This is a genomic window from Variovorax sp. PAMC 28711 (assembly GCF_001577265.1).
Taxonomy (GTDB): Bacteria; Pseudomonadota; Gammaproteobacteria; order Burkholderiales; family Burkholderiaceae_C; genus Variovorax.
The window spans coordinates 3,396,653-3,409,436 of the sequence record NZ_CP014517.1; the positions used below are offsets into that span (position 1 = coordinate 3,396,653).

General features: G+C 66.0%; 12 protein-coding genes. 6 read left to right on the forward strand and 6 right to left on the reverse strand.

Annotated features, from left to right (window positions below; translation table 11 throughout):
* From AX767_RS16365 to AX767_RS16375, 3 genes are read right to left on the reverse strand one after another with little or no spacing between them, the layout of a single operon-like run.
* Window positions 1-966, reverse strand: coding sequence for a TRAP transporter substrate-binding protein (locus AX767_RS16365; RefSeq protein WP_068632293.1), 966 nt, complete (start codon window positions 964-966; stop codon window positions 1-3).
* A 32-nt stretch (window positions 967-998) separates the two neighbouring features.
* On the reverse strand, window positions 999-1,898 hold the full coding sequence (locus tag AX767_RS16370; RefSeq protein WP_068632294.1) for a glucurono-1,5-lactonase: 900 nt from the start codon (window positions 1,896-1,898) through the stop codon (window positions 999-1,001).
* 4 nt (window positions 1,899-1,902) lie between these two features.
* Window positions 1,903-2,712 carry an NAD-dependent epimerase/dehydratase family protein gene (locus AX767_RS16375; RefSeq protein WP_068632295.1) on the reverse strand — a complete coding sequence of 270 codons (810 nt, stop codon included), beginning with the start codon at window positions 2,710-2,712 and terminating at the stop codon, window positions 1,903-1,905.
* 65 nt (window positions 2,713-2,777) lie between these two features.
* Between AX767_RS16375 and AX767_RS16380 the strand changes: the two genes are divergently transcribed.
* The 5 genes from AX767_RS16380 (at window position 2,778) to AX767_RS16400 (ending at window position 7,425) form a co-directional block, all read left to right on the forward strand.
* On the forward strand, window positions 2,778-3,608 hold the full coding sequence (locus tag AX767_RS16380) for a FadR/GntR family transcriptional regulator (RefSeq protein ID WP_068633787.1): 831 nt from the start codon (window positions 2,778-2,780) through the stop codon (window positions 3,606-3,608).
* Window positions 3,609-3,697: 89 nt separating this feature from the next.
* A complete protein-coding gene (locus tag AX767_RS16385; RefSeq protein WP_068632296.1) occupies window positions 3,698-4,672 on the forward strand; it encodes a Bug family tripartite tricarboxylate transporter substrate binding protein in 975 nt (324 codons plus the stop codon).
* A gap of 9 nt (window positions 4,673-4,681) precedes the next feature.
* Window positions 4,682-5,593, forward strand: a complete 912-nt coding sequence (kdgD, locus tag AX767_RS16390) for a 5-dehydro-4-deoxyglucarate dehydratase (protein WP_068632297.1) — start codon at window positions 4,682-4,684, stop codon at window positions 5,591-5,593.
* Complete coding sequence (locus AX767_RS16395; RefSeq protein WP_082755043.1) at window positions 5,590-5,961, forward strand: nuclear transport factor 2 family protein; 372 nt, start codon at window positions 5,590-5,592, stop codon at window positions 5,959-5,961. Before kdgD ends, AX767_RS16395 begins: the two co-directional genes overlap by 4 nt.
* Before the next feature lie 27 nt (window positions 5,962-5,988).
* Complete coding sequence (locus AX767_RS16400) at window positions 5,989-7,425, forward strand: aldehyde dehydrogenase family protein (protein ID WP_068632298.1); 1,437 nt, start codon at window positions 5,989-5,991, stop codon at window positions 7,423-7,425.
* A gap of 29 nt (window positions 7,426-7,454) precedes the next feature.
* On the opposite strand, the gene AX767_RS16405 is transcribed toward AX767_RS16400, so the two are convergent.
* The gene (locus tag AX767_RS16405) at window positions 7,455-8,909 is read right to left on the reverse strand and encodes a glycine betaine ABC transporter substrate-binding protein (RefSeq protein ID WP_068632299.1); all 1,455 of its coding nucleotides are present in this window, start codon (window positions 8,907-8,909) and stop codon (window positions 7,455-7,457) included.
* A 172-nt stretch (window positions 8,910-9,081) separates the two neighbouring features.
* Here AX767_RS16405 and AX767_RS16410 point away from each other — a divergent pair, with 172 nt between their 5' ends.
* Window positions 9,082-10,164: an ROK family protein gene (locus AX767_RS16410; protein WP_237288481.1), complete on the forward strand. Its 1,083-nt coding sequence runs from the start codon at window positions 9,082-9,084 to the stop codon at window positions 10,162-10,164.
* Between the two features lie 9 nt (window positions 10,165-10,173).
* On the opposite strand, the gene AX767_RS16415 is transcribed toward AX767_RS16410, so the two are convergent.
* Together AX767_RS16415 and AX767_RS16420 are read right to left on the reverse strand one after the other, a co-directional pair.
* A complete protein-coding gene (locus tag AX767_RS16415) occupies window positions 10,174-11,559 on the reverse strand; it encodes a phospholipase D-like domain-containing protein (RefSeq protein ID WP_068632300.1) in 1,386 nt (461 codons plus the stop codon).
* A 21-nt stretch (window positions 11,560-11,580) separates the two neighbouring features.
* The gene (locus tag AX767_RS16420) at window positions 11,581-12,702 is read right to left on the reverse strand and encodes a 5-methyltetrahydropteroyltriglutamate--homocysteine S-methyltransferase (RefSeq protein ID WP_068632301.1); all 1,122 of its coding nucleotides are present in this window, start codon (window positions 12,700-12,702) and stop codon (window positions 11,581-11,583) included.
* Window positions 12,703-12,784 lie beyond the last annotated feature (82 nt).

Genomic DNA, 12,784 nt, shown 5'->3' on the forward strand with positions numbered 1-12,784 from the left:
TTACTTCGTGTCTTGCACGCGCTTGACCAGATCTTTCAGGCGTGCGTCGACGATGAACTTGTCGTATACCGGCTTCATCGCGGTTTGAAACGGGGCCTTGTCGATGTCGATGATTTCCGCGCCGCCGGCCTTGACGGTCGCGAGCGACTTCACTTCGCGCGCTTCCCATTGCTTGCGCATGTAGGGCACCGATTCCTTGGCGGCCTGGCGGATCCAGCCCTGCTCTTCGGGCGAGAGCTTGTCCCAGGTGCGCTTGGAGAACAGCAGCATCTCGGGCGCCATCGAATGCTCGGTCTTGGTGTAGTACTTGGCCACCTCGAAAGCGCGCGCGCTCTCGTAGGTCGGGTAGTTGTTTTCGGCCGCGTCGATCAGGCCGGTCTTGAGTCCGGTGTAGACCTCGCCCATCGGCATCGGGGTCGCGTTCGCGCCCATCGCTTCGAGCATCGACACCCACAGGTCGGACTGCTGCACGCGGACCTTCAACCCCTTCATGTCGGCGAAGCTGCGCACCGGCTTCTTGGCGGTGAACATCGAGCGGGCGCCGCTGTCGTAGTAGGCGAGGCCGACGAAGCCCTGCTTCTCGCAGCTCTTCAGGATCTCCTCGCCGATCGGGCCGTCGAGCACCTTGTGCAGGTGGTCGACCGAGCGGAACAGGAAGGGCATGGTCGGCACCTGCGTCTCGGCGCAGATGTTGTTCATCGGCGCGATGTTCACGCGCACCATCGACAACGCACCGATCTTGGTTTGCTCGATCGTGTCTTTCTCGTTGCCGAGCGAACTGTTGTTGAACACCTTGATGGTGTGCTTGCCGCCGCTCAGCGCCTTGAGTCGTTCGCTCATGAACTTGACGGCGGTGACGGTCGGGTAGTCGTCGGGGTGGATGTCGGCCGAGCGGAACTCGGTGGCCTGGGCGGCGAATGTGGCGGCGCACGCAGCGATCGCGACGAGTGATTTGCGGAGCTTCATGGTGTCTTCCTCGGTGGGTGGTGATTGGTTGTTCAGGCCGCGGGGGCGCCGAACGCCGGCTCGGCGATGCCCTGGATGCCCGGCCGCAGTGCGAAGAGGCCGCCGGCCAGTGGCTGGTCCGACAGGTCGATGCCGGCGGGGCGGATCGAGGTGACGAACAGCGTGTCGAGCGTCGGTCCGCCGAACGCGCACATGGCGGGCTTCTTCACCGGCACGGCGAGCGATCGGTCGAGCTTGCCGTCAGGCGTGAAGCGGTGCACGAGGCCCGCGTCGTTGCCGCAGATCCAGTAGCAGCCGTCGACATCGATGGCGGCGCCGTCGGGCCGGCCCGGCAGCGGGGTCATGTCGGCGAAGACGCGCCGCCTCGACGGCGTGCCGCTGTCGGTGTCGTAGTCGAAGGCCCAGACGAGCTGCACCGACGGATGCGAATCCGACAGGTACATCGTCCGGCCGTCGGGGCTGAAGGCCAGGCCGTTCGGCACGATCAGGTCGTCGAGTTGCCGATGCAGCGAGGTGCCGCCTTGCTCGTAGCGGTACAGGCCCGCCACGTGCGCGCCTGCGGCCATGTCCATCAGCATCGTGCCGGCCCAGAAGCGGCCTTGCCGATCGCACCGGCCGTCGTTGAAGCGCATGCCCGGCAGGGCGTGATCGACCTCGGCGAGCCGCTCGGCCGACAGCGTGCCGTTGGTGTTCGGTTGCAGCGAGAACACGCCGCTTTCCATGCCGGCGATCCAGGCGCCGGGCAGGTCCGCACGCGGTGCGATGCATGCGAGCATTCCGTCGGCGATCCAGTGCGTGGGGTCTTCAGCCGACCAGCGGTGCAGCGTGCGGGCCGGAATATCAACCCAATACAACGCCTGCTCCTCGCTCCGCCACACAGGGCTTTCACCCGTGGCGTTGCGCGCATCGACGACCAGTTCGGCTTGGCTCATCGCATCAGTCGCCGAAGGGGCCCTGCGCGGTGAAGCCGCCGCCCTGGTAGATCGCATTCGGATCGGTGGGCGCGACCGGTGGCTGCGCCTCGACCTTGGCGCGGAACACTTCCGAGCTGTCCTGCGCCACAAAGCCCAGCTTCGCGGCCCCGCTGTTGTCCCACCACACGTCCTTGTTGGCGGACATGCCGTAGACGATGGTGTGGCCGACGGCGGGCGTGAACAGCGCTTTTTCGAGCAGCGTCGTGAGGTCGCGGTAGCTGAGCCAGGTGCTCATCATCCGGCGATTGAGCGGCTCCGGAAACGACGAGCCGATGCGGATGCTCACGGTCTCGATGCCGTAGCGATCGAAGTAGAACTGGGCCACGTCTTCGCCGAAGGACTTGGAGAGGCCGTAGTAACCGTCGGGGCGCTTGGGCGCCGAGGCGTCCAGTGTCTCGGTCTGCTTGTGAAAGCCGATGACGTGGTTCGAACTGGCGAACACCGCGCGCTTCACGCCGTGGCGTCGCGCCGCCTCGTAGATGTGGAACACGCCCTTGATGTTGGCTTCGAGCACTTCCTCGAAAGGCCGCTCGACCGAGACACCACCGAGGTGGACGATGGCGTCGCAACCCGCGACCAAGGCATTGACCGCCTGCTTGTCGGCCAGGTCGCACGGCACCACTTCTTCTTGCGCGCCGCTGGCGGGCGCCATGCCCGCGATGTCGGACAGCCGCAGCACGGCGGCATAAGGCCGCAGCGTGTCGCGCAGCACCTTGCCAAGGCCGCCGGCCGCGCCGGTCAACAAAAGGCGATCGATTTTTTGGGTAGACATCAAAGCATTCGGGGAAGGGCAGTTATCAGTTGTCGTACAACGCGTTCGCGGATTATCATGACCTGATGGCCCAAACGATTCCGGGAAATCCCTTGGTTACCGGTGCATCCGAGACAACTCCGAGTGCGCCCGGTCTGCTTCAGTCTGCGCCGGCGTTCGTCGGGCGGCCCCGCCCGCGTGCGCGGGGGCTGGCGCACGGCCTGGTGGACGATCTCGGCCAGAAAATCCGCGATCAGGTGCTGCGGCCGGGCGATAAATTGCCGACCGAGTCCGCGATCATGCTGGCCTACGGGGTGAGCCGGACGGTGGTGCGCGAGGCGCTGTCCAAGCTCCAGGCGTCGGGCCTCGTCGAAACGCACCACGGCATCGGCACCTTCGTGCTGGAACCGCGTTCGGCGGGGATGTTCCGCCTTGATCCGTCGGAGCTTGCGGCTTCGGTCGACGTGCTGGCCGTGCTGGAACTGCGCATCAGCCTGGAGACAGAATCCGCCGGGCTGGCGGCGGTGCGACGCAGCGATGAAAACCTGCTCGCCATGCGCAAGGCGCTGGACGATTTCGAGCACAACGTCGAAGTGGCAGGCGATACCGTGGCGCCCGACTTCCGCTTTCACCTGCAGATCGCGCAGTCGACCGGCAACGCGTATTTCGCCGACATCATGAGCCACCTCGGCACCACGATCATTCCGCGCACCCGCATCACCGGTTTGCGCAATTCGGCGCCGCGCGGCGACTACCTGAGCCGCGTCAATCGCGAGCACGAAGAGATCTACGCGGCCATCGCGCGACGCGATGCCGAATCGGCTCGCGCGGCCATGCGCATCCATCTGACCAACAGCCGTGAGCGCCTGCGACTGGCGCAGGAAGCGGCACGCGAATCGAAGGGCGCTGAAGGCTGACGTGGCGTGCGGATTTGCTGGACGCCCGCCAATCGTAGTTGTACGATGACTGATAACTATCGATCGTTCATCAACCGCAGGAGACAAAAATGACTTTGAAACGACGTGACGTGGTGCTCGGCGCCATCGGCGGGGGTCTGATGGCTGCGGGTGTCGCCCGCGCCGCGGATGCCTGGCCCTCCAAACCGCTGCGCATCGTGGTGCCGTACCCGCCCGGCGGCTCCTCCGACATCATCGCGCGCTCGATCAGCCAGCCGCTGTCCGAAGCGCTGAAGCAGACGGTCATCATCGACAACAAGCCCGGCGCCAACGGCAATCTGGGCGCCGACTTCGTGGCCAAGTCCGCACCCGATGGCTACACGCTGCTGTTGTGCGACGTGGGTGCGCTGGCGATCAGTCCTTCGGTCTACACCAGGCTGTCGTTCGATCCGTCGAAGGACTTGGCCGGCGTCACGATGCTGGCCTACTCGCCGCACTTGTTGGTGGTGCATCCGTCCGTCAAGGCGAACAGCCTGCAGGAACTGGTCGCGCTGTCGAAAACCAGCGACCTCAACTTCGCGGTGACGGCCACCGGCAGCGCGCCGCATCTGGCGGGCGTGGCGCTCGAACGTGCGAGCGGTGCCAAGTGGCAGTACGTGCCCTACAAGGGCGGCGTGCAGGCGGTGCAGGACACCGTGGGCGGCCAGACGCAGATCCTCATGAACGGCATGCTGGCCACGCTGCCGCACGTGCAGAGCGGCAAGCTCAAGGTGCTGGGCGTGTCGAAGGGCACGCGCATGCCGCTCATCGGCAACGTGCCGACCATCGCTGAGCAGGGCATTCCGGGCTACGAGTCCGGCACCTGGCAGGGCATCCTCGTGTCGCGCGGCACGCCGGATGCGATCGTGCAGCGCCTCAACAAGGAGCTCGTCACGATCATCCGCTCGGCCGACATCCGCTCGCGCCTCGCCGGGCAGGGCGCCGAAGTGGTGACCATGGCATCCGCGGAACAGAACCAGTTTTTCATCAAGGAACGCGACCGCTGGGCCAAGGTCGTGACTGCCGCCAACATCAAACTCGACTAGTGCTATCCGATGAATCCGCAAGAACTCAAAACCATCATGGGCTCCGGCCTGCTGTCGTTCCCGATCACCGATTTCGATGCGCAGGGCGAGTTCCGCCCGAGCACGTACATCGAGCGTCTGGAGTGGCTGGCGCCTTACGGCGCGAGCGCGCTGTTCGCCGCCGGCGGCACGGGTGAATACTTCTCGCTGGCTGGCGAGGAATACAGCCGCGTCATCAAGACGGCGGTGGACACCTGCCGCGGCAAGGTGCCGATCATTGCCGGCGCAGGCGGCCCGACCCGCACCGCCATCGCCCACGCGCAGGAAGCCGAACGCCTGGGCGCCCACGGCATCCTGTTGTTGCCGCATTACCTGACCGAAGCCGGCCAGGAGGGCCTGATCGAACACGTGGCGGCCGTCTGCAACAGCGTGAAGTTCGGGGTCATCGTCTACAACCGCGATCGCACCAAGCTGACGCCGAATTCGCTGACGATCCTGGCCGAGCGCTGCCCGAATCTCGTCGGCTTCAAGGACGGCGTGGGCAACATCGAAACCATGTCCTCCATCTTCATGAAAATGGGCGACCGCTTCGCCTATCTGGGCGGCCTGCCGACCGCCGAGGTCTATGCAGCGGCCTACAAGGCGCTGGGCACGCCGGTCTATTCCTCGGCGGTGTTCAACTTCATCCCGAAGACCGCGATGGACTTCTACAAGGCCGTGGCGGCCGACGATGTGCCGACGCAGCACAAATTGCTGAAGGAGTTCTTCATGCCCTACCTGGAGATCCGCAATCGTGTCGAAGGCTACGGCGTCAGCATCATCAAGGCCGGCGCCCGGATCGTCGGCCACGACGGTGGCCCGGTGCGCGCACCGCTGACCGACCTGAAGCCCAACGAGATGGAAATGCTCAAGGCGCTGATCGACAAGTTGGGCCCGCAATGAGCACGATCGAAGCGGTGGTGGCCGCTGCCGAGCGGCTGCGTCTCGCGATGATCGCTCCGGACGCCACGCTCGACCTTCTCATCGCCGACGTGGTGAGCTACGGGCACTCGGACGGCAAGGTCGAGACCAAGACGGACGTGGTCACGCACCTCCTGAGCGGGCGCTATGACTTCGTCGACATTGCCATCACCGACCAGACCGTGGTGCTGAACAACGGCGTCGCGCTCGTGCGTCACACGCTCGAAGCCGACACCAACGACGCGGGCAAGCCCGGTCACGTCAAGCTCAAGGTGCTGCAGGTGTGGCAACTGACGGCCAGCGACTGGAAAATGATCGCGCGCCAAGCCGTCCGATTGGCCATCGCCTGAAGCCGTCCCCACCTCCAAAGAAATCGAATGCAACAACACGACAACCTCATCGGCGGCGAATGGAAGAAGGGCGCGAGCTACAGCCCGAACCTGAACCCTTCGAACCTGGGCGACACCATCGCCCAATACACGCAAGGCGACGCGTCGCACGTCGAAGCGGCCGTCGCTGCGGCCACCGCCGCCTTTCCGGCGTGGGCCACGGGCAGCATCCAGGCCCGCTCCGATGCGCTCGACAAGATCGGCACCGAAATCCTCGCGCGCCGCGAAGAACTCGGAACCTTGCTCGCGCGTGAAGAAGGCAAGACCAAACCCGAGGGCATGGGCGAAGCGGCCCGCGCCGGCCAGATCTTCAAGTTCTTCGCGGGTGAGTGCCTGCGCCTCGCGGGCGAGATCCTGCCCTCGGTGCGACCGAACATCGGCGTGGAGATCACGCGCGAGCCGGTCGGCGTCGTCGGCCTGATCACGCCGTGGAACTTCCCGATCGCGATTCCCGCCTGGAAGATCGCGCCCGCCCTGGCCTTCGGCAACTGCGTCGTGTTGAAGCCTGCCGACCTCGTGCCGGGCAGCGCCTGGGCGCTGGCAGAGATCATCAGCCGCTCGGGCATCCCGGCGGGCGTGTTCAACCTGGTGATGGGCCGCGGCAGCGTCATCGGCAATGCGCTGGTCAATCACCCCGGCATCCATGCGATCAGCTTCACCGGCTCGGTCGGCGTGGGCCGCAACATCGCCGTGCAGTGCGTCAAGAGCCAGAAGAAGGTGCAACTGGAGATGGGCGGCAAGAACCCGCAGGTCGTGCTGGACGACGCCGACTTGGCGCAAGCCGTCGAGCTCAGCGTGCAGAGCGCCTTCTATTCGACCGGCCAGCGCTGCACCGCGTCGAGCCGCCTGATCGTCACCGAAGGCATCTACCCGAAGTTCATCGACGCGCTGAAGGAACGCATGGCGAAGATCAAGGTGGGCGATGCACTCACCGCCGGCACCGACATCGGCCCGGTGTCCAGCCAGAGCCAGCTCGACCAGGACCTGGAATACATCGCGATCGGCAAGGGCGAGGGCGCCACGCTGGCGGCGGGCGGCGAGCGCCTCAAGCTCGCGACCGACGGCTTCTACATGTCGCCTGCACTTTTTAGCGAATCGGTCGCGTCGATGCGCATCAACAAGGAAGAAATCTTCGGCCCGGTGGCGAGCGTCATCCGGGTGAAAGACTATGAAGAAGCGCTCTTCACTGCCAACGACACCGAGTTCGGCCTCTCGGCCGGCATCGCGACCACCAGCCTCAAGCACGCGACGCACTTCAAGCGCCACAGTCAGGCCGGGATGGTGATGGTGAACCTGCCGACGGCAGGGGTCGATTACCACGTGCCCTTCGGCGGCCGCAAGGGCTCGAGCTATGGCCCGCGCGAGCAGGGCAAGTACGCGCAGGAGTTCTTCACCACGGTGAAGACGGCCTACACGCTGGCCTGAAAAAGCGGGAGGCCATGCGGGCGAGAGTGTCAGCCGCGTGATCGGCGCAGCAGCCAGTCGAGTGTTTCGAACAGCGCCTCGCTGACCAGCGCCAGCGCCGCGGCCGGCAGGGCGCCGGCCAGCAGCAACGCACGGTCGTTGAGCGCGAGCCCGGTCACGATGCGCTCGCCATAACCCCCGGCGCCGATGAAGGCCGCGATGGTCGCGGTGCCGATCGCGATCGTCGCCGCGGTGCGCACACCGGCCAGCACCGTCGGCAACGCGAGCGGCAACAACACCAGCCGAAGGCTTTGCCCGCGCGTCATGCCGAGCGCGGTGCCGGCCTGGCGCACGCCCTGCGGCACTTCGGTCAATCCGGTCACGGTGTTGCGCATGATCGGCAGCAGCGAATAAAGCGTGAGCGCGATGAGCGCCGGCACGGTGCCGATCGCGCCGATCACCGAGATCAGCACGGCCAGCAACGCGAGCGAAGGCACGGTCTGCAAGAGGCCCGTCAGCCCGAGCACCACGGCGCGCAACCGCCCAAATGGGAACACGACGATGGCGAGCGGCACTGCGATCAGCAAGGCCAGTCCGACCGAGATGCCCACGAGCAGCAGATGCTGGCGCGTGAGGCGCCACAGGTCGGGGCCGAATAATTTCGCCGTGAAGCCACGCGCTGCGGTGTCGGCCTTGCCGCCGCCGAGGAAGTCGCGTGCGATGGTGTCGAAGCCCGCGCCCTGCAGTTCGGCGCGTGCGTTCATCGCGATCATCGCGCGCTCGTCGATGCGGCCGGCCAGTGATTCAATCGCTTTCCACGCTGCCGGGTAACGTGCCGGCACGTCGAGCCGATAGAGCACGACCGCGTCGTAGCGCGGAAAGAATCTGCGGTCGTCATCCAGCACCCGCAGGCCCAGGCTCTCGATTTTCGCGTCGGTCGTGTAGATGTCGATCACGTCGACCTGCCGGGCGCCGAGCGCGTCGTAGGCCAGGCCGTGGTCGAGGCCGGTCGGCGATTGCGGCAGGCCGTACTGCGAGGCCAGCCCTTTCCAGCCGTCGGCGCGGCCGAGGAATTCGTTGGAGAGGCCCAGCTTCAATGCCGGATGGCGCGCGAGGTCGCTCAGTGTGCGAATGCCAAGCCGGTCCGCCTCTGCGGCCTGCATCGCCAACGCATAGCCGTCGTTGAAACCGAAGGGCATGCCGATGCCCAGACCCACCGGCGCCAGCGCGGCACTCATCGCTTCGCGGGTCATGGGCTTGTCGCTCTTGAGGATCTCCAGCGCGATGGTGCCCGTGTATTCGGCGTACAGGTCGACGCCGCCCGAGCGCAATGCTTCATAGACGATGGCCGTGTTGCCAAGGCCTTGCCTCACCACCGGCGGCGCCGCCAGATGCGGCGCCGCGCTTTGCGCCAGCACTTCGGCCAGGATGTACGACTCGGTGAAGCGCTTGGAGCCGATGCGCAGTGGCTGGCTATCAGACTGCGCTTGCACGTTGCTGCTCATCGTGAAGAAGCAGGCCAGGGCGGCAAGCCATAGGCGAAAGGTGTGACGCAGCATCGGCGCAGTGTATCGGCGCGCCGCTTTCCTACAGGTGTTCGTGCGCGCTGCCGATGACAGGCCGCGTGCCTTGCCGCACAGTGCGGCGCATATGAAGAAAAAAACGCCGACGCCTCCCGTGACCGCGACCCTGGGCTTGCACGGTGCGACCGACTTGCCCTCGGTCATCGTCGAAAGCTACAACCTCGAAGTGCGGGACGAAGACGGATTCGTCGGCGACCGCGCAAGCCAGACGGCGTTTCGCAAACTGCTCGATGCATGGCGCAAGCGTCGCAGCAACCGCACGAAGAGCCGGCGCCTCAATCGCGAAAACGCCGACCCGCTCGGCCACATCCATTCGGCCGACCTCACCAAGCGCGAGATCGACGAGGCGCTTCAGCAGAAGCGCGCGACCGAGTTGACCGATGCGGTGCACGGCGCCATCGAGGAATTCGCGGGCGAACTCGGCGACGTCATCAAGCGCTTTTCGCGCCAGAAGGCGTGGAAGGGCGTGGAGCGCATCGTGATCGGGGGTGGTTTTCCGGAAAGCGATGTGGGTGAACGTGCGATCCTGCAAGCGGCCGTGATGCTGGATGCCGACGCGGTGCCGATCGGCCTCGCGCGGTTGCGGCACCAGGTCGACGACGGCGGGCTGATCGGCTGGGTGCACCTCGCGCCGCCGCGCATGGTGACTGACTACGATGCGATCCTCGCACTCGACATCGGCGGCACCAACGTGCGCTGCGGCATCGTGAAGCCGCGGCACAAGAAGGCGGCAGATCTGTCGCACGCCAAGGTCGTCAAGCGCATCAAGTGGCGGCACGCCGATGACAACCCCAAGCAGCACGAACTGATCGACGGCCTCGTCGACATGCTGAACGAGATGGTCAAGTACAGCGAGAGGAAAGGCATCCGGCTGGCGCCCTTCATCGGCATCGGGTGCCCGGGCGTCATTCGCGCCGATGGTTCGATCGCGCGCGGCGCGCAAAACCTGCCGGGCAACTGGGAGCGCGACACTTTCCACCTGCCCACCTCGCTGTGCGAACGCATCCCGTTCATCAACGACGAACCGACCGAAGCGCTGATGCACAACGACGGCGTGGTGCAGGGCTTGAGCGAACTGCCTTTCATGCAGGACGTGAAGCGCTGGGCGGTGTTGACCATCGGCACTGGTCTCGGCAACGCGAGCTACCACAACAAGAAGCCGAAGCGCGCCGGCTGAACGGGCGCGCTACAGCTGGAACGCGATGGTGAGCAGCAGGCCCTCGGCCACGTCGCGCAGGATGCCCGGGCGCCGCGCACGGTAGGTGTCGCCAGCCGACGCGGTGGTCTCGATCCACTGCGCGAGCCAGTCGATGTCGTGGCTGCCGTAGAACACGACGGCGGCCTCGTGGTTGAGCAGCAGGCTGCGCAAGTCAAGGTTGATGGAGCCGCACATTGCAAGGTCTTCATCCATCACCACGGCCTTGGCATGCGCCATGAAGGGCAGCATGCGGAAGGTGACGCCTGCCCGCGCGAGGTCGCGCATCGCGCGCGTGCGCACGAAGTCGGTCAGCCGATGGTTGGAGCGCGCGGGGATCGCGATGGTCACCTGGACGCCGCGGCGCGCCGCAAGCCGCAGCGCGTTACGCAAGCCGTCGTCGGGCACGAAGTACGGCGTGATCGCCAGGATGCGGTGCTCGGCGCGAAAGCAGGCGTCGATCAGCAGCGCATGCGCGGTGTCTTCGGTCTGGTCGGGCCCGCTCGGCAGGAACTGCGCCAGCGCGCCGGCGTCGGCGTCCGTTGGCCGCGCATCGGCGAGCGCCATTAGGCGCGGCTTGCTGCGCCGCACCGACGCCCAGTCGAGCTCGAACTGACGCGCTGCCGCGGCCGCGACGCCGCCCTGGAGGTCGAAGGACAGGTCTTTCCAAGGGACCGGATGCTCGGCGTTGCCATTGAAATATTCACCGGCCAGGTTGCGACCGCCGCTCCACAGCCAGCGGTCGTCGGCGATCGTGAGCTTGCGGTGATTGCGCAGATTGCGGGGGCCGATCCGCCGCAGGCTGAAGAAGGGACGGAACACCACGACCTCGCCACCCGCGGCGCGCAGCGCATCGAAATGCTTGCGTGGCAACGAGAGCGCGCCGAAGCCGTCGAGTAGCACGCGCACCTGGATGCCTTCGTGGGCGCGCTGCGCGAGGCGCGCCAGCACGTCCTGCCCGAAGGCGTCGTTGCCGATGATGAAGGTGCAGATGTCGAGGCGCTGTTGTGCACCGGCGATGACTTGCAGCAGCGCGTCGCGCGCGGCCTCGCCGTCGGCGTGCATGCGCACGGTGCAGCGGCTGGGCGCGGCGAGGCCGAGGCTCTCGATGAGGTCGGCCGCCCAGTGGCCGAGCGGCACCGACCGCGGCGGACGCGGCAAGCCGTCGGGCCGCAACTTGCGCTGGCCGAAGAGCAGGTACATCGGCAGCGTGAGGTAAGGAATCAGCGCGAGGCCCATCACCCAGGCGATGGCGGTGGCGGGCGCGCGCTGTTCGCGCCGCACGCGCGTGCTCAGCACATAGACCAGCAGCGCGAAGGTGACGACCAGGAAGTGCTGGGACGGTGACGGCAGCCAGTTGGCAAACAGATGCGGCATGGCGCCGATGGTCCCACACGCTCAGGCGCTGCCCCACACCTCCTGCGCGGTTTCGATCACGAGGCGCAGCTTGGCGCGCTGCGCTTCGACGGCGATGTTGTTGCCGTGCACGGTGCTGGAGAAGCCGCATTGCGGCGACAGCGCGAGCTGCTCCATCGGGGCGTACTTGGCGGCGTCGTCGATGCGGCGCTTGAGCTCGTCCTTGTCTTCCATCTGGCCGAACTTGGTGGTCACCAGGCCGAGCACCACGGTCTTGCCCTTGGGCAGGTAGCGCAGTGGCTTGAAGTCGCCGGAACGCGCGTCGTCGTACTCCATGAAGTAAGCGTCGAGGTCCATCTCCTGCAGCAGCGCTTCGGCGACGGGCTCGTAGTTGCCGGCCGCGGCGTGCGTGCTCTTGAAGTTGCCGCGGCACAGGTGCATCGCGAGCAGCATGCCGGGCGGCTTCTGCGCGACCACCTTGTTGATGAAGGTGGCGTAGCGATGCGGCAGTTCGTTCGGGTCGTCGCCGCGCTGGCGGGCGGCTTCGCGCATGTGCTCGTCGCACAGGTAGGCGAGGTTGGTGTCGTCCATCTGCACGTAGGTACAGCCGGCCGCAGCGAGCGAGCGCAGCTCGTCGCCGTAGGCCTTGGCCACGTCGTCGTAGAACACCGGATCGAGCTCCGGGTAGGCCGCCTTGCTGATGCCTGCCCGGCCGCCGCGAAAGTGCAGCATGGTGGGCGACGGGATCGTCACCTTGGGCGTGTTGCCGGCTGCGACCTGGCTTTTCAGGTATTCGAAATCGGCGAGCTGGATGTTCGTGGTGTGCGTCACCTTGTCGATCACACGCATCACCGGCGGTGCCAGCTCTTCGGTGCCGTCGGGCTTGCGGATCAGCACCGGAATGTCGGTCTTCACGCCACCGAGCTGCGCCAGAAAGTCGATGTGGAAGTAGGTGCGGCGGAACTCGCCGTCGGTGATGCTCTTCAAGCCGACGTCCTGCTGGAACTTGACGATCTCGGTGATGGCCTTGTCTTCGACGGCGCGAAGCTGCTCCGGTGTGATCTCGCGTTTGGCCAGCTGCTCGCGTGCATCGAGCAGGTATTTGGGGCGCAGGAAACTGCCGACGTGATCGAAATGGGCCGGCAGGTGGGCGTGCTGTGACATGGGGTCTCCGTAGCGAATTGAGAGAAGGAAGCGCACGATCGTAGCGGCTTGCGAACTCGTGACGCTGGATACATGCGAATCA

Excerpts from the sequence above, each read along its gene's own strand:
- AX767_RS16380 (WP_068633787.1), top strand. The coding sequence starts at position 2,778 with ATGGCCCAAACGATTCCGGGAAATCCCTTGGTTACCGGTGCATCCGAG.
- AX767_RS16385 (WP_068632296.1), top strand. The coding sequence starts at position 3,698 with ATGACTTTGAAACGACGTGACGTGGTGCTCGGCGCCATCGGCGGGGGT.
- AX767_RS16420 (WP_068632301.1), bottom strand. The coding sequence starts at position 12,702 with ATGTCACAGCACGCCCACCTGCCGGCCCATTTCGATCACGTCGGCAGT.
- AX767_RS16400 (WP_068632298.1), top strand. The coding sequence starts at position 5,989 with ATGCAACAACACGACAACCTCATCGGCGGCGAATGGAAGAAGGGCGCG.
- AX767_RS16375 (WP_068632295.1), bottom strand. The coding sequence starts at position 2,712 with ATGTCTACCCAAAAAATCGATCGCCTTTTGTTGACCGGCGCGGCCGGC.
- AX767_RS16395 (WP_082755043.1), top strand. The coding sequence starts at position 5,590 with ATGAGCACGATCGAAGCGGTGGTGGCCGCTGCCGAGCGGCTGCGTCTC.
- AX767_RS16405 (WP_068632299.1), bottom strand. The coding sequence starts at position 8,909 with ATGAGCAGCAACGTGCAAGCGCAGTCTGATAGCCAGCCACTGCGCATC.
- AX767_RS16415 (WP_068632300.1), bottom strand. The coding sequence starts at position 11,559 with ATGCCGCATCTGTTTGCCAACTGGCTGCCGTCACCGTCCCAGCACTTC.
- AX767_RS16370 (WP_068632294.1), bottom strand. The coding sequence starts at position 1,898 with ATGAGCCAAGCCGAACTGGTCGTCGATGCGCGCAACGCCACGGGTGAA.
- kdgD (WP_068632297.1), top strand. The coding sequence starts at position 4,682 with ATGAATCCGCAAGAACTCAAAACCATCATGGGCTCCGGCCTGCTGTCG.
- AX767_RS16365 (WP_068632293.1), bottom strand. The coding sequence starts at position 966 with ATGAAGCTCCGCAAATCACTCGTCGCGATCGCTGCGTGCGCCGCCACA.